The following is a 19742-nucleotide window of genomic DNA, read 5'->3' on the forward strand; positions in this document are numbered from 1 at the left end:
ATACTTATAATTTTTTAAATACCTCCATAGCTTCATACTCTGTGAGCCCCAACTTGTGATATTTTTCAGCCATAGATCTGTTTCTGTTCTCAGAATCGAGATAAAATTTTCGTGTATCCGGACCTTGAAATAATATTCTTTCTTTTTGGGAAAGAAATTTAAAAATTACATTTCGCTTCTTTAAAACCTGATCGGGACTCAAAGGAACGGCCATATCTACATCAGAAATTTTCCAGTCCTGATTCGATTCATTATAAAGCCAAATCCAACATTGAGAGGGCGATTTTGTTTTATATAAATTCTTAGTAGAATTTATAAGATGATCCAGGTATCTTTTTTCTATACCATGTGGAATTTTAAAATCTCCTGCCGTAAAAATTTGATGTGGGTTTATTTTATCCAAATAAACATTAATAAATTCAACAGTTTCTTTTTCACTTAATTCATTATTTTTTTCGGGAATATTAATAAATTCTATATTCTTTTCCAGAATACCAAGATTTTTTACCGCTGTTAAAATTTCCTCTATTCTAATGAATTCTTTTATTTTTTTTACTGTTCCTGAAGGCATCTGCCCCTCCATAGTGGGACAATTTTTTTCGATAACACCCTCGGATATATCAGTCGGCATTATTTTTTTAAATACACCTGCGTACTTCAGGTATTCTTCAGTAGAAATTGAATCTTCTGTTAAACCAAATAATAAATTTACTTTATGACCTTGTTCAACTAGCCTATGCATAGTCCCACCTATATGAGCCACTGTGGTTTCAGGTGCAAGACTAAAAATAACTACATTTTTACTATCCGGTTTTGACCTTTCAGGTCTATGAGAATCTGGTGAATTAGGTTTACCACCCGGCCAACCAGTAATTGTATTTTGCAGTAAATTGAAAATCTCAATATTCAAATCATATGCTGGTCCCTTAAAATTTAATAAACCTGACATGCCTGACATGTTATAATCTTTATCCGTGAGTTTTAGTACCGGTTTATTTAAATGCTCACATAGCCAAATAACAGCTTCTTTTTTCAATTTATTATCCCAATTACAATCCCCTATTATCCAAGGCTCTCTTATTCTAGTTAATTCAGAAGAGGCTGCTTTATCTAATACCACTGTGGTGTTCTGATGATGTTGAAGGTAAGTTGCGGGAATGTTAGAGGAAATTTCCCCTTCAATAGCCTTCTTTACAATTTTAGCTTTATTTCTTCCCCAGGCCATTAAAACTATTCTCTTAGCCTGTAAAATTGTATTAATTCCCATAGTAATCGCCTTTCTTGGAACCTTCTCTAAAGAAGTAAAAGCGGAGATTGCATCAGACCTTGTTATATGATCAAGAGTTATAATCCTAGTTTGGGAATTTAAATGTGATCCAGGTTCATTAAAACCAATATGTCCAGACCTTCCTATCCCTAATAACTGAAAGTCAATTCCTCCAAGTTTCTGAATTCTGTTTTCATAATTGTTGCAGTAATCATGAAGCTCTTCATAGGAAATATTTCCATCTGGAATATGAATGTTTTCCTCTTTTACATCAATATACTTGAATAAATTTTCTGCCATAAAATGATGATAGCTCTGGGAATCATCTGGGTCAATTGGAAAATATTCATCCAGGTTAAAGAAAACTACGTTAGAAAAACTTAAATCCTCTTCACGATGCATTCGAATTAATTCTTCATAAATTTTCAGGGGAGATGAGCCAGTAGCCAAGCCTAGCACACAATTCTCCTCCTTTTGCTGCTTGGTACGAACTAAATTTGAGATTTCTCGGGCAATCTCTTTTGACCCTTCTTCTGAATTTTGAAAAATTACATTATGTAATTTTTCAAATCTTGTTTCTTCATAAATGCCTGGCTTTACGTAAGAAAGATTTATTTGGTCTATAGTTTCAAACATTATTCAAATTCTTTTTTCTGTTCATTTTCCTTCTCTAACCAATACAATAAGTAAGGAATATTATAAGCATGTGTCCAGCCAAACACCCTTAAGCCTTGATTAACTTCCCAGTTGGTAAATCCATCATTATTTTTAGGGAGGTTAGAAATCTCTAATAAAGCATCACTAAATTCTTTCTGTGTTTTAAAGTCACCTGGATCTGATTTTAATTTATTAACTTTCAATACTTCAGATCTTTTCTTAGCCTCTTCCAAATAAATTTTTTCGCCTGTAAATTCATAACCTAAAATCAAAGGATAAATAGAAGCTAAATAAGATTCCATTTGATGATTTAAAGGAGGGATTTTGCGAACCCATCTAGCGTGATCTACAAGAGCCTTTTTAATCTTCTCATCTTTAGTTAATTGATAGTATTTATACAGACCCTGTGCAACATAGGTTTGGCTATATCCGTATCGATCTAACAAAAGATTCCCTCCTTGTTCTTTTTGAAGTTCTAACATTATATCAACCCGTTCATCTAGTTCCTTTCTATATTTCATACTTTTAGTGGCGTCATATAACTCAACTAAATTCAGCACCGATAAATAGAGACGTCTTCCTCTTAAATCGTGTTCTCCCCATATTCTTTTTAAATAAGTATCTCCGGTCATTTTTGCAACTTCTAATGCCCTATGATCACCTGTCAAATAATAGGAAGCAATCCAGCCTTGAATCCATACGTGTGCGCTTAAAAGTGCATACCAATGTTCTTCGGCGTGCCTTCTTCCAATTCCTAAGTATGGTGTTGACTCTGGTTCATCTATATAATTCCAAAAATCTATAGCATCATTTATTTCACCTACATAAGTTCTTTTTCTAGGCCAGTGCACGTTATCCACGTCCATTGTATGTTTACTCATACTCTCCGCCATGTAATAGTATTTTGGATTACCCGTCCTCATAAAATTTGTCCATAATTGAAAATCCACTGTCGGCTCATTGTTGTTCCATTGATGCCATTCATCATTGAAATAATAATTCTTTGCATCACCATAATCAAATATACCCAGCCAAGGTTCCCATCTTTGGTTAAAGGCAATCCAGTTAAATTTATATTGCAAAGCATTCTCGAACTCAGGATGCTTTTTCGAAAAAGGAGCCATATTCCCATAAATTTTAGAATTTGCATACCATTCCGGTGGTACATGAGCTACCGGAGATTTTAAAGAATAATTCATTACTTTTTCAATTTCTTTATCCTCTTCTTTTTCATGGAAATAGTAAATAAATTCTGTAGTCTTAGTAATTCCCTGAGCAAAATTTCCTAGCATTCCACCATCCAATTCTGTATGTTTTCTTTCAAAACTTTTTGGTTCTATGTCAGAAGGCCATATATAACCATTCAGAGATTTTGTTGAAGGATCAATTTGCAGTTCTTTAGGATACTCATTTAAAAAATTTTTAATTCCTAAACTAATGCCTTGGGATGAATCGGAAATGCTTATCCAACCATTTGCCTTTTGACTTTGTCTTAAAGTATCTTCTCCTTTTATTAATTGGGCTTTAAAGCCATCAATTCTACGTGTCGGTGAAGAAGTGGTATCTTTATTATTTTGTTGAGGCCCCGTCTGTAGAATTCTGATTTTATCTGATGAATCCTCTTTCAGATTAATAAGTGAGGAAGAAGATTGAGATTCATACCATTTTCCATCAGTGGTAGAAGATATAATATTTACATTTTCCCCTAAGTGATACTTAAAAGTTAAGCCGCTCCCAGCAATTTGATCATTTGGTAGAGTCCAGCCTTCATCATCCATTGTTTGTTCAGGTAAAATAACCTCATTTTGTGTAGCTATATTAGCATGTTCACCTTCGACAACTTTATGTTTATCTGGAATACCAGTATATGTGAGAGTATGTAAAACTTTAATAAAAGCTTTTCCGGCATAAGTATGGATTCTAATCTCGAATGGGGAATTATTATTGCCATTTTTATAAATATAGGTCCCCTGAACTCTAAATATTGAATGCATCGGGCCAGAGCCTTTCTCCCTAAATACATTGTGGACTATAGCATTGGAAAGATCCAACCCCTGGTCATCTAAAATATCCAAAAAGGTTCCTCTATTATTTTTAGGAGAAGAAGCTAATAATTCATTTTCACTAAATATTTGATCATTATTTTTATCAATGAAAACTTCGTCTATAAATCCATTCCCCTTTTTCTTTAGAGTAAATTTTAATGGGCCAGTATTTACAGTTATCCCACCTGATGGTCTCATATTGTTAGTTGATACTATAGCATTTGAATAGCCTCGTGGGTGAATTCCTTCACCGAATTCCAAAGTATAATCTGATGTTTCTTTTGAGAAAAAGAAAATCCACATCCACTTTACACTTGAATCAACAGGTGCCCAAGTATTTACTTCGGTTGTCTGAATAGGAATTTCCTTTCCTTTGTGCAATAATCTAACCTGGTCTACAGATTCTAATGCTCCAACAGGAAACGGTATCCCTAATTTAATTGGAGCGCCCTCTACATTATTTTTAATCGTTATAGGTAATTGTTGAATTGCTGCATTAACTTTTATAAGAGCAATAAAAAAACAAACGATGAATAAAATCTTTTTCATAAAATTAAATTATATAGTTAAACACACAATGCTGCAGCTCCTAATATTGCTGTATCAGATTGCTGTGAAATGTTAATTTGAAAACCTTCTAACTGTTTGGGGTATGGAAAGGTTTTTAATGAAGACTCAACCATATCTTTGTAAAATGGGTAAGCTTTACTAATGGATCCTCCAATAATTATTGTCTCAGGGGCATATAGATATAAAATTATCTTAATTAACTCCCCGATATGGTATCCATAATCTTTAAAAACCTCCAGGGCATCTTGATCCCCAACAAGTGCAAGCTCATAATTTTTTTTCGCCGATCCCCCAACCCTGTTTTGGAAGAAAAAACTTCCAGTAAACTCCTCTAAAATACCCTCTTTATAGGGTAGCATACCAATTTCTCCTGCACCGCATAAAACACCATTATATAACTTTCCATTTATTACAATTCCCATTCCTACCCCAGTACCTAAGGAGAGGCCTATGAAATTCATAAAATTTTTCCCTATACCAAATAATTTCTCTCCCATTGCGAAACAGTTGGCATCATTATTAATAAATACCGGTAAATTATAATGTTGAGAAATGATTTCGGTTAGAGGAACTTCTTTCCAAGATGGAATATTTTGTATATCATACACTATACCCGCGGAGGGATCAACTATACCAGGAACCCCAACACCTATTTTCTGACTCTTATTAGTTATCACTTGATCTATACATAAAAACAGATCATTAAGAATTTTTTCTTCCGAGGATTCCCGGTTAACGGCTATAGAATGTTTTTTCAGAATTTTGCCATCAACCACATTCCCAGCTTTAATATTAGTACCTCCAATATCAACTCCTATGAATTCCATAATTATCAGTCCTTTTTAAAATTCAATGTTTTATTGTTAACAATTGGATTCGCCCAAAATCCAATTGATAGGATAAAACCAAGGGGAATCAATAAAAATAACAGGCCAATTTTTAAACTTGTAATTTCTCCTATCCAACCAACTGCAAAGGGGAAAATTGCTCCTCCTGCTATACCCGTACATAATATACCAGAGAGTGCACCATGATGCTCTTTGACTGAATTTAGTGCCAATGAAAATATAATTGACCACATTACTGAGATGAAAAAGCCAATTAAAGGAAAGGTTATAACTACTACAGAAGCCGAACCAATTAAAGTAAGTATAAGGCATAGTATCGTTATAGTAGTAGCAATTATTAAAACTCTGCGACTATCCATTACTTTTAAAAGTAATAATCCAAGTAAACAGCCCACCGTAAGCATCGCCCAAAAATAAGCTACAGTTTCTGCTCCCGTTGTTTGTGGATCCAATTCATGATACTGAAGAAGAAATTGAGATATCCAATTTCCAATTCCTTGTTCGATGCCAACATATGAGAAAATACCAAAGAAATACAGTAAAATCCATTTATTTTTTAACAATTGAAGATAACTGGAAAGTGTTCCTGCAGCTTCCTCCTTATTTTTTTTAAATTGTGGATATTTGGTAAGGATTACCACAATCAATAAAATAAAAGCAATTACTGCAAAAATAATATATAAGGCTATCCAGGGCATATTATTCGGAACATAAGCTTTAAGAATAGAAGCTATGGAAAAACCTTCATTTATAGAATCTTTTGCTAGGTACTTGTATAAAAACGGACTAGCAAAAGACGCGAGACCAAATACTAATTGTGCTAAAACTGAGTTAAATGCAAAGTTCTCCTCTCCCCCCGCAACCCTTAACATTGGATTGATAATGACTTGAAGGACGGCCATACAGCATCCCAAAGTAAAAAGTGTTAAGCTAAAAACTAAATATCCCGGAAAAAGAACAAATGTTAATGACGCCACAGACATAATAAAGAAACTGAAGGCTAATAATTTCTTATAGCTATATTTTTCAGACAAAAAGCCAGCTGGTATTGACATAACCCCATAGGCTATAAAAAAAGAAAATGGTAAAAGTCCTGTTAGTGTAAGACTCAAATCGAAACTTTCTTTAACATCTGAAATGATTGAATTCAGTATGTTTGTGATAAAAGAAATCACGAAAAAAATCAAAACAACCAAAAGAATTATATGATTATACCTTTTCGTATTATTCATTATTAAAATTTTTAATTAGTTATTTTTTCGATTTAACATTGGAAATAGTTGCGCCAATTCTTCTTTTTTAGGTTGATAGCCATATTCACATAATTCGAAGAATTCAGCATTCTTGACTCCGGAAATATCCAAGCTTGGATACCATGTTTTAATAGCATTTAATTCCGTCTGATTAAACTCCCTTCGACCATTGTATTTATTATTTAACCATTCCAATCTTTCTTCAGAGTTTTCAGGGATGGTTTCCGTTTTAACTCCATTAGTCCAAGGTCCCCATTCAAACATTTGGGATTCGTGTGCTGCCAAGGCTTGAATCTTTTTATTCATGACCTTATCTATAACAACTGCCACATCTCTAGAAAATGGATAAGGTTTTTGAAAATTATCATTCATGTAAAAGAAAACAGGATTTTTCTTAAGAGCAGGAGTATCGGGTGCGACATTGGGCACAATCACTAAGTAGGCTGCATCCTGCACGATTATACCAGCATTTCGGTGATCTGGATGATAATCATTAGGCCGTAGCCCTAACACTATATCAGCATTCCACTCCCTTATTTTTCTAATGACTTGGTTTCGCACTTCTAAACTGGGCAGAAGTTCTCCATCATGGTTATCCAAGACTTCATATTCAACGCCAAGAATTTTTCCAGCTTTATTAGCTTCCTTTCTTCTTCGGTTGCCAAGGACACCACCCCCCATATTTTGATGACCGGCATCACCATTAGTTAAGGTTAGAAATTTAACTTTATGCCCCATTTCTGAAAATAAAGCAGCTGTACCACCAAATTTAAAATCACAATCGTCGGGGTGTGCCCCAATAGCTATTATCCTTAAAGGTTTATTTTCTTTTTCCTGTGCTGTGGTGGTAAAACCGATAATCAGAAACAGAAATATTATTATTACATTTTTCATTTTTTAGTTTTTAACATTGGAAAAAGCTTAGTTATTTCCGCATCTGTTGGTTGTCTACCATATTCACAGATTTCAAAAAATTCTACATGATTAATTCTATTAATTGAACTGGATGGATACCATTTCCGAATTGCTTGTACTCCCTCCTCATCAAAAGCTTTTTTTTCAGGAAAGCGTCTTTTCAATTCATTTTCGAGGAATTTTTTTTTACCCTGGCTGTCCCGAGGAATTTCTTCTAAAGAAATCCCCCGAGTCCAAGGCAGCCATTCAAACATTTGTGTATTATGGGCAGACATTGCATCTATTTTTTTTTCAATTACATCATCGATTATTACAGCAATATCCTTTTTAAATGGGTTTGGTTTCTGAAAATGGTCTTCAACATAGATAAATAAAGGGTTTGTATCCAAGGGTGGAGTATCCGGTACAACATTAGGAACTATTACTAAGTAAGCTGCGTCCTGAACAAGGATTGCTGTGTTTCGGTGGTCGGGATGATAATCTACAGGTCTATGTGTAACTACAATATCCGCTTCCCATTCACGAATTTTCCTAATAATATCGTGCCTAATATGTAATTCAGGTGTAAGTTCCGCATCGTGATTACTAAGAACTTCATATTCCACTCCTAAAATTTCACCTGCTTTATTAGCCTCATTTCTTCTTATTCGCGCCAAGGCGCCACCACCTGTATTTTGATGACCTGCATCCCCACTGGTAATAGCCAGGAATTTAACCTTGTGTCCCATTTCAGCAAATAAAGCAGCTGTTCCTCCAAATCGAATGTCTGCATCATCAGGGTGAGCCCCAATTGCAATAATTCTTATTTCTTCATTATTATTTTGGCCATTTACAGATAAAATGCTCCAACATATTATTTGAAATAACAGTAATAACCTTTTCATTACAATTATTTCTGGTCTAGCATTGGAAAGAGTTGTTTTATTTCTTCATCGCTCGGTTGTTTTCCGTATTCACATACTTCGAATGATTCAGCATATTTTACATTTTCCCCATGTTCTTCTCCATACCATTTGATAAGGTTTTGACGTTCCTCGGGAGTAATATTTCCACCCCAGTTCTGACGCAGAAATTTAATTCTATCTTCTTTGTTCTTTGGCACCTCATCCAATTTTCCTCCAGTCCATGGTAACCATTCATACATCTGGGATTCGTGAGCATCCAGACCCGCTATCTTTTTCTCATAAGTATTGGTAATATCAACTGTGATATCTGGTTGGAATGGATAAGGTTTCTGAAAATGATCCTCTAGATACAAGAAAACAGGATTTTTCTCTAATGGTGGAGTGTCAGGAGTGACATTTGGAACAATTACTAAATATGCAGCATCTTGAACCAGAATACCGGTATAACGATGATCTGGATGATAATCCGCCGGTCTTGGTGACAATACGACGTCAGCATCCCAATCTCTAATTTGCCTAATTAACTGATGTCTTACGTTAAGTGTAGGTAAAAGTTCTCCATCATGATTATCCAAAACGGTGTACTCTTCAATTCCAAGTTTTTTTGCGGCCTCCTGGGCTTCCTTCCTTCTTATTTTTGCTAGATGTCCACCTCCCATATTTTGGTGACCGGCATCCCCATTAGTTACAGACACAAATTTAACCCTGTGACCCATTTCGGCAAATAAAGCAGCTGTACCTCCAAATTTATTATCAGCATCATCTGGGTGAGCCCCAATGACAATAATATTTAGTTTGTTTTCAACTCCTTCCTGTGCGTTTAAATTAAAGTTCAAGAGTAATAAAAGTGTGGAAAATATAGATATATGTATATATTTCATTTTTAATTTTTTAAGGTGTTTTAATTATTTTGAGTGAAATTTGGATTGATATCCAATTCTCTTTGGGGGATGTAAAATAAATCTCTGACATCAGATGGTTCTACCACCTCTTCTGCAGATTCAAAAACTTCTCGTTCCGCCCCAAAGCGTCTAAGATCAGGCCATCTATGATTTTCAAAAGCTAATTCCAATTGTCTTTCGTGAAGTAGCTTTTCCTCAAAGGTACCTGGGGAATTTCCGTCTATATCTTCTAAACCTGCCCTATTCCGAACTTCATTAATGAGATCATAAGCTTCAGGACTTTCTCCTATAGCTTCAGCCAACATCAGAAGAACATCGGCATATCTAAAAACAATAAAGTTTATGTCGGAATCATATTCTGTTTGAGGATCACTTTCATACTTCTTTACGTAGTTCGCTAAAACAGTTTCACCTTCGGCATTTATATAAGATGTGCCAATAGAAGGATCAAATCTTAAATCTTCCGGACTAAACGAATTAACCAATGCGTCGGTTGGACGATTTCTTCCAAAACCAGAACCGGTTTGTAAAAATGCGCTAGGAGAAAAATCGTTAGTAAAAGGACTTCCCTGACCAATACCACCACTAATGAATTGAACTTCAAAGATAGATTCGTCATTATTCTCATTTTCCACACCCCAGATATCTTCATAATTATCCAGTAATCGATAATTATAGTCATTTATTATTCTTCTCAGAACTACTTCAGCTTCAGAATTTTGATTAATAGTAAGGTGGACCTTAGCTAAAAGTGTTGCCGCGGCACCTTTTGTAGCTCTGCCCATGTCGCTAGCGGGATAGTCTACCGGTAAGAATTCTTCAGCGTCCTGTAAATCTTGAATTAATTGATTGTAAACAACTTCTGAATTAACTTGTTCAAGTTCATCTCCCACCTTGTAGGGGGTAAGTTGTAGAGGAATATTACCATAGGCTATAGCTAAGTGATAATACATAAGGGATCTCAGAAAAAGAGCCTCCCCTTTTATCCTCTCCTTTAAAGAAGAGTCCATTTCTACAGATTCAATTTTACTCAAAATAACATTTGAATTTGCAATTACATCGTATGAGCTCACCCAGGCGGCAGTTACTTGTTCATTCAGAGGGTTCTCTGTAAAAGTATTTATTTCTGCAAATTGACGAGCTAGTCCAGTAGCATCAGGTCCTTGATCAGTATTTTCTGATCTCATTTCAAACATTGTCCAATACGCTCTTCCATATACTCCATTATCCTGTAGACCCGCATAACTTGAGTTAACGGCGGCTATAAAATCATTGGCATTTTTATAAAATTCCGCTTCATTCCTGTTTGATATGGGTGCTAATTCTGTGAAATCATCACTACAGGAAAAAAAGGTTATTCCTAAAAAAAGATATATTATAGATTTTTTCATTTTCAAAATTTTAAAAGTTTAAATTCAATCCAATAGTAAAGGACGTGGTTAATGGATATGCTCCATAATCCTCACCAGGTGTCAAACTACTCGTACTGTTTGTACTAACTTCTGGATTGTATCCTAGATAATCGGTTTCGGTAAAAAGATTGGTCCCAGTTAGGTATAAACGAAACCTGTCAAATGAAGCACCAAATATTGATGCTTTAGGTAAAGTATAGCCAAGGGTAATATTCCTTAACCTTACAAAGGAACCATCTTCGACTTGGAAAGAAGAAGGTCTGTTATTGTTACCATGACTCCCGGAAACTCTATCTGCCCGCGGGACCATTCCATTGCCCGGTTCAGAAGGTGACTTCCAGCGTTCATTGAATATTGCATAAGAGTTAAAATTGGCTTCCCCATTTTTAAGATGCCTAGAGGTTAGGTTAAGAATTTCATTACCTTCAACACCCTGAATAAGGAAACTCAAATCCACTCCTTTATACTTAAATTTATTGGTTATCCCCCAGGTGAAGTCAGGGAAATAACTACCAGTTACAGTTCTATCCTCAGGGGTTATTTGTCCATCCCCGTTGACGTCTTTAAATTTAAAATCTCCAGGAGCCGGATCTGGAGCTTGAGTATCAACCGGGGAATTAGCAATTTCCTCTTCACTTTGATAAACACCATCAACCACATAACCATAATAACTTCCTATTGGATCACCTACTCTGGTGATATGTCTAATACCTGCACTTCCAGCAGAATAAATCGGTTCATTGTTAGCATTAAGAGAAATAACCTCATTTTTGTTAGTGCTAAAATTCAAATTGGTATCCCAAGTAAATTCTCCCACTAAATTTCTACTAAGCAGAGCTACTTCAAAACCTTCGTTGTGAACCTCTCCAATATTCTGCAGGGTAGTTTCAAAACCAGAAACTGAAGGAATGGTTACGTTTAATAATAGATCAGTATTTTTAGTTTTATAGTAATCAGCTAAAAGAAAAATTCGGTTGTCAATTAGCCCTAATTCAATACCTAGATTAGTTTGTTCTGCCTTCTCCCATGTTAAATCAGGATTGGAGAGTGTAGATTGAACAAGACCGTTAACTTGATTTCCACCTAAGTTATAGTTTGAGGGTTGCAATAAACCTATTGCCCCATAATTAGGAATTTCAAAATTTCCTGTCTGGCCCCAGCTAAAGCGAACTTTTAATTCGGATAACGCATCAATAGATTGTAAGAATTCTTCTTCGTTTACTCTCCAGCCTACTGAGAAAGAAGGAAAGTAACCAGTTTGATTATTAGTTCCAAATCGAGAGGACTTATCGGATCGAATTGTACCGGTAAACAAATATCTATCCATAAAACTATAATTAACTCTTAACAGGGCAGAAAGTAAAGACCATTGCTCCCGTACAGAACTTCCGGCAAAAACCTGCCCTCCACTAATTGTTTTAACCAAATCATCAGGAAAATTATCAGCTTGGACCTGTTTCACATCGATATTATCTTTTTGAATCGAGTAACCTGCAACGGCATTTATATAATGTTCATTAATTTCCTTTTCATAATTAAGAGTATTTTCCCATAGCCAGTTAATTTCTGTGGAAGAGGAAGCCTGAGCATAAGATTCTCCCTCTGTAGCATCTCTGTATAATAATGAATTTGCTCTATAGAAGTCACGATTAAAAATATTTAAGTACGCACCTCCGAAAGTTTTAAAGGTTAAATCCGGTAGAACTTCATATGATAAGCCTAATGAGGCTCTTGTTTGAAATTGTAATAATCGATCATCTACTGCAGGAATAATTGCTAATGGATTACTTGCCGTAGTTGTTCCAGCTCCTAAATGAGACTGGTTATTAGTTTGATTAATTGTTCCATCCTCATTATACGGTTTAACTGTTGGCGAATGTACCAAAGCAGAATAGACAATCCCCGGTGGTCTTGCGAAATATGGCGCAGAGGCTGGTTGCCTTTGATTTTCAGTAATTGTTGGTGCCAATCGAAAATCTAAATTTAGCTTATCTGTAAGTTGAGAATCTACATTTAACATCAAATTATATCGGTCAAAACTAGATTCCGGAATAATTCCCTCTTGGGTAAAATATTCTCCCGAGGCATAAAAGCTAGTTTTATTCTTTAAAGGAGAAGCATAAGAAAGATTATAACTTTGGATAGAACCTGTTCTAAAAATTAAATCCTGCCAATCAGTATCAGTTCCATCCCAATTCAGGAATGATTCGGGCAACTCGTAATTACCATTACCTCTTTCTCCAGGCCCAATTGGGTCATTAATTGAAGCACCGGCAATATCTTGTAAATAAGCATTGTTTCTTGAATCAGTTGTATAATCAATCAATTCTTCGGAATTCATTAAATCTATCTTATTAGCAACCGTTTGGGAGCTATAATAGGTGTTAAAAGAAAAAGTTCCTTCATCTGTGGGAGTTCCATTTTTAGTAGTAATTAAAACAACACCGTTACCTCCACGAGATCCATAAATTGCCGCAGCAGAGGCATCCTTTAAAATTTCCATTGAAACGATATCATTCGGATTTATAGTGGCTAACGGATTAACCGGTGGCGCTTGAAAGGCTCCTCCTCTTCTTGCCAAATCACCTTGTACACTTACAGAAGTTAAGTTTTTAGATATTGGAATGCCATCAACAACAAATAACGGCTCATTTCCAGCGGAAATCGAACCCGATCCTCTTACCCTTATGTTTGGGCTTGAACCAGGTTCACCAGAAACTTCCTGGACTTGTACCCCAGCAACTTGTCCTACTATTGCATTTTCCACGCTCACAGCTGGAATATCAGCAATCTGTTCCTGACTAATAGAGGAGACAGAACCAGTTACTTTCCTTTTAGAAAGAGTACCATAACCAACTACTACCACCTCATCTAGGGCCGCAGCATCAGGCTGGAGTGTAATAGTTACTTCAGTTCTTCCTGCGACATCTATCTCCTGTGCAATAAAACCCATAAAAGTGACTACTAAAGTATTTATACCTTCCGGCATAGTTATTTCGAAATTCCCATCAAAATCACTTACAACCCCAGTATTGGTGTTTTTAGCTTGTACTGTTGCACCGGGGAGTGGCATTCCTTTTTCATCAACTATAGTTCCAGTTATAGTAGTTTGTTGAATTTCGGAGACTGGATCAATAACTTTTCGGCCAACATTGTAATTAGGATTTTCCTTAATAACAATTTGATTACTTATGATTTTATATTCAAATTGATTTGGATTAAGTAGTGATACTAATGTGGAATCAATACATTGATTTTCACTGTGCAAAGACACTTTAGAATTTAAATCAATTTCTGATGTTTCATAAAAAAAATTATACCCACTAGCTTCTGTGATTTCCTCAAATACTGTTCCCAGGGTAACATCCGTTAATGAAACTGAAATCTTTGGACTAGACTGACAATTTTCTGCATTAGCATTGTAAAAAATCAGAAAAAATACGTAAAGGCAGAATCGACTCTTCCCAAAAAAATTAGATCTGTAGTAATGATTTCTCATATGATATAAAATTTAATTAGTAAATGAATAATTATTGTGTGGTTAGTGGTTCAATGGTTACTTTATTATTAGTGATATTGAAATTGAATGGTGTATGGCTTTGAATAGTCTTTAATACTTCCTCAACACCTACTTTTTTAAACACGCCACTAAATCTGTAATTTTCCAAATCTGGGTATTTATTTATCACTTCAACATTATAACGTCGTTGAAGAACTCTTAAGATGCTCTTCATATCCTCATCCTCAAAAACTAATGAGCCTTGGGTCCAAGCAATATATTTTTTAGTATCTACCTCTTCAACTTCAATTTTATTCTCGGAAAGGAAACGAGTTGCTTTTTGAGAAGGTGCAAGAATTTGATAGCTATTTTCTCCCTTCAAATTGGTTTTTAACCCAACCCCCACTGAACCTTCAATTAAAACAACATCGGTAGACTTATCATCTGGATAAGCTGAATAATTAAACTCAGTTCCTAGAACTTTAGAGAATAACCCCTTACTTTCTACTATAAAAGGAGCATCTTCATTTGGGGCTACTTTAAAAAAAGCTTCACCTTCTAAATTTACTTTTCTTTCTTTCTTGTTAAAGACTAATGGATAACGTAGCGAACTACCTGAGTTTAGATGAATTCTTGTCCCATCGGCAAGTGTTAATTTAAATTTGTGTCCATAAGGGACAGTTAGGGCATGAAAAGCATTTGCTTTCGTACTTGAATTATCTTTTAATATTAATTGTCCATCTTCTATTTCACCAATAACATCTCCGCTTAGGTTGGTGATTTTTCTTGATTCACCTACAATAAATTTTACAATATCTCCATTTTGTTTTTCTATAGTTATATAATTATGCTCAGAAACATTTGCATAATCAGCTTGAGAATCAAAAGGTTTAATTTGATGGTAAAAGTAGCCTAAACCAATAATAAAAAGTATAAGGGCTGCATATTTTAGCAGAGGGGAAATAAGATTTTTCGAAGTTTTTTTATCGGCAATTCTTGTCTTAATAATTTTAAAATCTTTCTGAAGATTAACTGGCGTTAAGGTGAGATTAATATCATGATTATAACGAATATAGTTTTTAAAAATGATTTGGTTTTTCGGTTTCTCTAAAAGCTTATATAGTTGGCTAAGTTCCTCACTATTTATAGTGTCGTCCAAATATTTAAGAATTAATTTATCAATCATATCCTAATCTTCTTAATATTTCTTAATACTATTACGATTGGTAAATTATAAACCCTTAAAAATTTTGATATTTTTTATTCAAGAAAACGTTTTCGGAATATGTATTACGTATTGTAAATACATTTAAATAAACTATAAATCAAATAACTTTATATTCTATTACGTTTATAGGATAAATCTAATTTTCATATTTTGATGTATTTTTAGTTAATATTATAAATTGTTTATCAACTAAGGTTTTTTTTTTGTTAATTGAAATTTCAAAAAATTTGAAAGGAAATATTTAAATGACAGATGTAAAATTGTTCTTAAAAATAAAGGATAATAATTCTCTTGCGTTCCAACAATTTTATAATAAATATTATCAAAGACTACTTTCTTATATTATAACATTTACTAAAGATCGTGATCAAGCAAAAGATATTGTTCAAGAAGCATTCGTTATTCTTTGGACAAATCGAGAAAGTATTGACACTTCAAAATCTCCCAAAAGCTATATTTTCTTCGTAGCTAGAAATATTTTTATCGATCATTACCGAAAAGAAAAAAGAGACCTCCAATTTTTAATTGAATTAAAAGAAACGGCTTTATCTGAACAAATTGAGAACGATTCCGAAGAAATTAAACAAAGAATTGAGAAGATGAAGAGAATGATTGAAAACCTACCTGAAAAGTGTAAGATCATCTTAAAATTGAGTAAAATTGAAGGCTTAAATTATCAAGAAATTGCAAACCACCTAAATATTTCACCGAAAACAGTAGAATCTCAGATGAGAATTGCTTTTAATAAAATCAGAGAGCAGTTTAGTGAAGAAGATTTGATTTTCTTTTTTTCCTTTTATAGATCCGTACATTTTAATTGAAATTTTATGAGGAACTTAAAAATAACCACAGCTCAATTCGAGGTGAAAAGCGGAAATAAAGAATATAATATTTCTATGATTGAAACCTTATGCAAAGAAGCAGCAAAAGAAAAGTCACAAGTCATTGTTTTCCCCGAATGTTCTATCACGGGTTATAGCTTTCTTAGAAAACTAGATAAAAAAAGTTTGGAAGATATTGCTGAGAATTTACCGGATGGAGAATCTATTAAAAGTTTAATTGAAATATCAAAAAAGACCAATATAATAATTCTTTCAGGCCTAATTGAGAAGGATAAAAATGGGAAAATTTTCAATACATATGTATGTATTGGTCAGAATGGTCTCATTACAAAATATAGAAAATTACATCCATTTATAAATTCTCACTTAAGTAGGGGGTCAGAGTATTGTGTTTTTGATTTGTTTGGATGGAAATGTGGAATATTAGTATGTTATGATAATAATATTATAGAAAATGTTCGTGCAACAAAATTATTAGGAGCAGATTTAATATTTATGCCGCATGTTACAATGTGCACTCCATCGACTAGACCCGGAGCAGGTTTTGTTGAGCCAAAACTATGGGATAATCGCTTAGAAGATCCCACCTCCTTAAGACTTGAATTTAATGGTATGAAAGGAAGAGAGTGGTTAATGAAATGGCTTCCGGCTAGAGCTTATGACAATGGTATTTATGTGGTTTTTTCTAATTTAATAGGAATGGATGATGACCAATTAAAGAATGGGTGCTCAATGATCTTGGATCCATTTGGAGATATTCTTTGCGAATGCACTATGTTAGGAGATGGAACAGCCACTGCTGCTCTACTCTATAATAAGATTGAAAAATCAGGAGGCCATAGGTATTTAAATGCAAGAAGACCTGACCTTTATGGTGAAATAATCACTCAAGATCATCAGAGTGATCAAAAAGTTACCTGGTTAACAGAAAAAAATTAATAACCTCAGTAAAACTTTACCGTTTTACTTTAATGCAAAATACAAACATTTAGTAGAAAGTCCGGGCTGCATTGTGATAACCAATGGTAATTAAATTGTTTCCTTGAGTTTTTGTAAAAAACTTCCTATAACAATAAGCTGGATCTTAGAAACAAAATTACACATAACTATAATCTAAAATTTTTTAGACCACTAATAGTCTGATTAAAATAGGTTTCAGGATTCATCTAAGAAATCTTCCTATTTTTGGGTAACAAAAAGATCTAATCACTAACACAATTTTGTTCAGATAAAATCAAATGCGTAGTGGGCTCTCCAAATTTAGTCAATTCATCTATAAACTGTTGTAAATGTAACTGATTTCTAAGAGCCACTCTTAAATGGAAATTATGAGGACCTGTAATTCGGTGCGCCTTAAGAATTTCAGGATATTTGTTTAATTCTTTAATTGCAAATTGTAATTTTCCGGTAAAAACTTTTAACAATATAAATACTTCCAGACTATTGCCTAGTAAAGCTTGGTTTACCTCTAAACTATAAGATTTAATTACTCCCATATCTTCTAACTTATTAATTCTTTCTCGAACAGAAGATGCAGATAGGGATACTTTTTTGCTTAGATCTGCATACGAAGTTTTTGAGTTAACTTTTAATAGTTCGATCAACTTTAGATCTGCCTTATCAATCATAAATAATTTGATTTTAGACGCAATTACCGGTTTTTATTTGGAAAATACGCTATATACCTAATTTATCCACTGGGTAAAAGCTATTAATGTAACTAATTTTGGGCCTTCAAAATTAATCTACTGTTTTTATGGATTATAACTTATTAATTCTTCTTGGAACTGCTATTTTTTGTGGTTTTTTTGTGCAAACGGTGGTTGGCTTTGCTGGTTCGTTAATAGCCCTACCTATATTATTAATCGGCCTTAGATTACCTGATGCTATTGCGTATATATCTATTTTTTATCTTTTCTCAAGTATTTCCCTAGTTTATAAAGAGTGGAAATATATAGATAAAAATGTCATTAAAAAATTGAGTATTACCTCAATAATAGGTATAATTATTGGAATTACTGTTCTTACTTTTAGCCAACCCATTCTTTTAAAAAAAGCACTCGGCGTTTTTATTCTATTATATGTAGCTTATGTTGGTGTTGGAAAAATAGATATTAAATTGGGCTCCAAAGGCACCGTGTTGTTTGGTGTTTTGGGTGGTTTTTTTGCAGGAGTCTTTTCAACTGGAGGTCCTTTATATGTGATCGCTGTAAAAAATACAGTTGAAGATGTAAAGATTTTCAGAGCAACAATGATTGGAGTTTTAGCTCTTGTTACAACGGTAAGATTACCCACTCTGGCTGTTGGAGGTTTGCTAAATGGTGGCCATTTGAAAATGAGTCTTATCATTTTTCCAGTATTTATCCTGGCGCAGTTTTTAGGCGGATATTTTTTTCGGAAGATCGATGAATTATTTTTTAAGAAAGTTCTTCTAGGCTTACTTTGCTTCTCAGGAATTGCCTTATTTTTTTAACACAACAGCACTACAATATAATTAACTCATTTCAGGATCGAAAATTTTAAATTGCTAAAAAACCTTCATAAGAATTTAGTTAGCTGAAATCCTTATAAAAGTTATTATAAGAAAAGAGCAAAATAAATTTCTATGCATTGCATTTAATTCGAAAATTAGTCAGCCAAAAATAATAAAGAGGTATTAGAATTTAATTGTTATTTCTATATTACTTCAATAGTAGCCTACCCACTCAGCCCATTCCCCTTCCGTAACTCCAGGCAAAAGAGCTTCGTTTAACAGCAACCGGACACAAGTGAAAAACCGTCACCTTCCATTCCCCCATTTGAAGTATTCCCGGCCTTAACTGCCACTACCTTTTTCTGTAATGCAGAATATCAAAATATAGAAGCACAAAACAGGATAATAATTAATTAAAAGTAAAGAGGGAATCAGGATCATCCTCGAAAATAGCGACCTCTTTCATTATTTAACTTTAAACAAATTAATATTAGAAAGCAAAGTTAATTAAATAGCCGTAAGTATATCGGAAGTATTAAAACACAATTATTTCATCCCGGGATGCTACTTTTAGTTCTCATTACAATTTGAATACTATCAAATAAAATAAAAACCCAAAACCTAAAAAACCGCGCTAATCATAAGATTTGCGCGGTTTTGATAAGATTTGTTAATCTTAAGAGTGACCTCGCCAGGATTCAAACCTAACTTGCGCATCCTAGAACTAGAAAGGTTTTCGTTGAATCATATCTTCAAGGTAACCCTTTAGGTAACTTTAATTTTGAATTATTTTGTGGTAATTTGACTTCAATTTTCTAAAAATACAAAATTATTGGCTTTGGCGATAAAAAATGAAATTATAATTAAAGGCTGCAACACCCTACCTTCAAAAAGTGAAATGCATTAGTTATCTCCATTAGCATAAC

General features: G+C 33.9%; 14 protein-coding genes. 3 read left to right on the forward strand and 11 right to left on the reverse strand.

Translation table 11 applies throughout. The features are described 5' to 3' along the window. Nucleotides 1-4: 4 nt before the first annotated feature. Genes nagB through RM549_RS07400 form a run of 10 tightly spaced genes read right to left on the reverse strand, consistent with a single transcriptional unit; the run spans nt 5 to nt 15459 of the window. Nucleotides 5-1903 carry a glucosamine-6-phosphate deaminase gene (gene nagB, locus RM549_RS07355; RefSeq protein WP_311683287.1) on the reverse strand — a complete coding sequence of 633 codons (1899 nt, stop codon included), beginning with the start codon at nt 1901-1903 and terminating at the stop codon, nt 5-7. Beyond that, nucleotides 1903-4518 (reverse strand): exo-rhamnogalacturonan lyase family protein, encoded by a 2616-nt coding sequence (locus RM549_RS07360; RefSeq protein ID WP_311683289.1) that lies wholly within the window; start codon nt 4516-4518, stop codon nt 1903-1905. The genes nagB and RM549_RS07360 overlap by 1 nt, the downstream gene beginning before the upstream one ends. A gap of 17 nt (nt 4519-4535) precedes the next feature. After that, entirely contained in the window at nt 4536-5366 is an 831-nt protein-coding gene (locus tag RM549_RS07365; RefSeq protein ID WP_225571551.1) for an ROK family protein, read from the reverse strand. 5 nt (nt 5367-5371) lie between these two features. Then, nucleotides 5372-6619 (reverse strand): MFS transporter, encoded by a 1248-nt coding sequence (locus tag RM549_RS07370; protein ID WP_311683293.1) that lies wholly within the window; start codon nt 6617-6619, stop codon nt 5372-5374. Nucleotides 6620-6634: 15 nt separating this feature from the next. Further along, nucleotides 6635-7534, reverse strand: a complete 900-nt coding sequence (locus tag RM549_RS07375) for a PIG-L deacetylase family protein (protein WP_311683294.1) — start codon at nt 7532-7534, stop codon at nt 6635-6637. Then, nucleotides 7531-8439, reverse strand: a complete 909-nt coding sequence (locus tag RM549_RS07380; RefSeq protein WP_311683295.1) for a PIG-L deacetylase family protein — start codon at nt 8437-8439, stop codon at nt 7531-7533. Before RM549_RS07380 ends, RM549_RS07375 begins: the two co-directional genes overlap by 4 nt. A gap of 5 nt (nt 8440-8444) precedes the next feature. Further along, nucleotides 8445-9341, reverse strand: coding sequence for a PIG-L deacetylase family protein (locus RM549_RS07385; RefSeq protein ID WP_311683297.1), 897 nt, complete (start codon nt 9339-9341; stop codon nt 8445-8447). Nucleotides 9342-9361: 20 nt separating this feature from the next. Beyond that, a complete protein-coding gene (locus RM549_RS07390; protein ID WP_311683298.1) occupies nt 9362-10753 on the reverse strand; it encodes a RagB/SusD family nutrient uptake outer membrane protein in 1392 nt (463 codons plus the stop codon). A 10-nt stretch (nt 10754-10763) separates the two neighbouring features. Further along, nucleotides 10764-14273, reverse strand: a complete 3510-nt coding sequence (locus RM549_RS07395) for a TonB-dependent receptor (RefSeq protein WP_311683299.1) — start codon at nt 14271-14273, stop codon at nt 10764-10766. A gap of 31 nt (nt 14274-14304) precedes the next feature. Beyond that, on the reverse strand, nt 14305-15459 hold the full coding sequence (locus RM549_RS07400; RefSeq protein ID WP_311683301.1) for a FecR family protein: 1155 nt from the start codon (nt 15457-15459) through the stop codon (nt 14305-14307). A gap of 287 nt (nt 15460-15746) precedes the next feature. Here RM549_RS07400 and RM549_RS07405 point away from each other — a divergent pair, with 287 nt between their 5' ends. Next, complete coding sequence (locus RM549_RS07405) at nt 15747-16322, forward strand: RNA polymerase sigma factor (RefSeq protein WP_311683303.1); 576 nt, start codon at nt 15747-15749, stop codon at nt 16320-16322. A 6-nt stretch (nt 16323-16328) separates the two neighbouring features. Next, a complete protein-coding gene (locus RM549_RS07410) occupies nt 16329-17282 on the forward strand; it encodes a nitrilase family protein (RefSeq protein ID WP_311683305.1) in 954 nt (317 codons plus the stop codon). A 263-nt stretch (nt 17283-17545) separates the two neighbouring features. Here the strand turns inward: RM549_RS07410 and RM549_RS07415 are convergent, their stop codons facing one another. Next, nucleotides 17546-17971, reverse strand: a complete 426-nt coding sequence (locus RM549_RS07415) for an Lrp/AsnC family transcriptional regulator (protein ID WP_311683307.1) — start codon at nt 17969-17971, stop codon at nt 17546-17548. 128 nt (nt 17972-18099) lie between these two features. Here RM549_RS07415 and RM549_RS07420 point away from each other — a divergent pair, with 128 nt between their 5' ends. Beyond that, a complete protein-coding gene (locus tag RM549_RS07420) occupies nt 18100-18816 on the forward strand; it encodes a TSUP family transporter (RefSeq protein WP_311683308.1) in 717 nt (238 codons plus the stop codon). Nucleotides 18817-19742: the final 926 nt, after the last annotated feature.

The organism is Autumnicola patrickiae (assembly GCF_031846525.1).
Taxonomy (GTDB): domain Bacteria; phylum Bacteroidota; class Bacteroidia; order Flavobacteriales; family Flavobacteriaceae; genus Autumnicola; species Autumnicola patrickiae.

Excerpts from the sequence above, each read along its gene's own strand:
- nagB (WP_311683287.1), bottom strand. The coding sequence starts at position 1,903 with ATGTTTGAAACTATAGACCAAATAAATCTTTCTTACGTAAAGCCAGGC.
- RM549_RS07360 (WP_311683289.1), bottom strand. The coding sequence starts at position 4,518 with ATGAAAAAGATTTTATTCATCGTTTGTTTTTTTATTGCTCTTATAAAA.
- RM549_RS07365 (WP_225571551.1), bottom strand. The coding sequence starts at position 5,366 with ATGGAATTCATAGGAGTTGATATTGGAGGTACTAATATTAAAGCTGGG.
- RM549_RS07370 (WP_311683293.1), bottom strand. The coding sequence starts at position 6,619 with ATGAATAATACGAAAAGGTATAATCATATAATTCTTTTGGTTGTTTTG.
- RM549_RS07375 (WP_311683294.1), bottom strand. The coding sequence starts at position 7,534 with ATGAAAAATGTAATAATAATATTTCTGTTTCTGATTATCGGTTTTACC.
- RM549_RS07380 (WP_311683295.1), bottom strand. The coding sequence starts at position 8,439 with ATGAAAAGGTTATTACTGTTATTTCAAATAATATGTTGGAGCATTTTA.
- RM549_RS07385 (WP_311683297.1), bottom strand. The coding sequence starts at position 9,341 with ATGAAATATATACATATATCTATATTTTCCACACTTTTATTACTCTTG.
- RM549_RS07390 (WP_311683298.1), bottom strand. The coding sequence starts at position 10,753 with ATGAAAAAATCTATAATATATCTTTTTTTAGGAATAACCTTTTTTTCC.
- RM549_RS07395 (WP_311683299.1), bottom strand. The coding sequence starts at position 14,273 with ATGAGAAATCATTACTACAGATCTAATTTTTTTGGGAAGAGTCGATTC.
- RM549_RS07400 (WP_311683301.1), bottom strand. The coding sequence starts at position 15,459 with ATGATTGATAAATTAATTCTTAAATATTTGGACGACACTATAAATAGT.
- RM549_RS07405 (WP_311683303.1), top strand. The coding sequence starts at position 15,747 with ATGACAGATGTAAAATTGTTCTTAAAAATAAAGGATAATAATTCTCTT.
- RM549_RS07410 (WP_311683305.1), top strand. The coding sequence starts at position 16,329 with ATGAGGAACTTAAAAATAACCACAGCTCAATTCGAGGTGAAAAGCGGA.
- RM549_RS07415 (WP_311683307.1), bottom strand. The coding sequence starts at position 17,971 with ATGATTGATAAGGCAGATCTAAAGTTGATCGAACTATTAAAAGTTAAC.
- RM549_RS07420 (WP_311683308.1), top strand. The coding sequence starts at position 18,100 with ATGGATTATAACTTATTAATTCTTCTTGGAACTGCTATTTTTTGTGGT.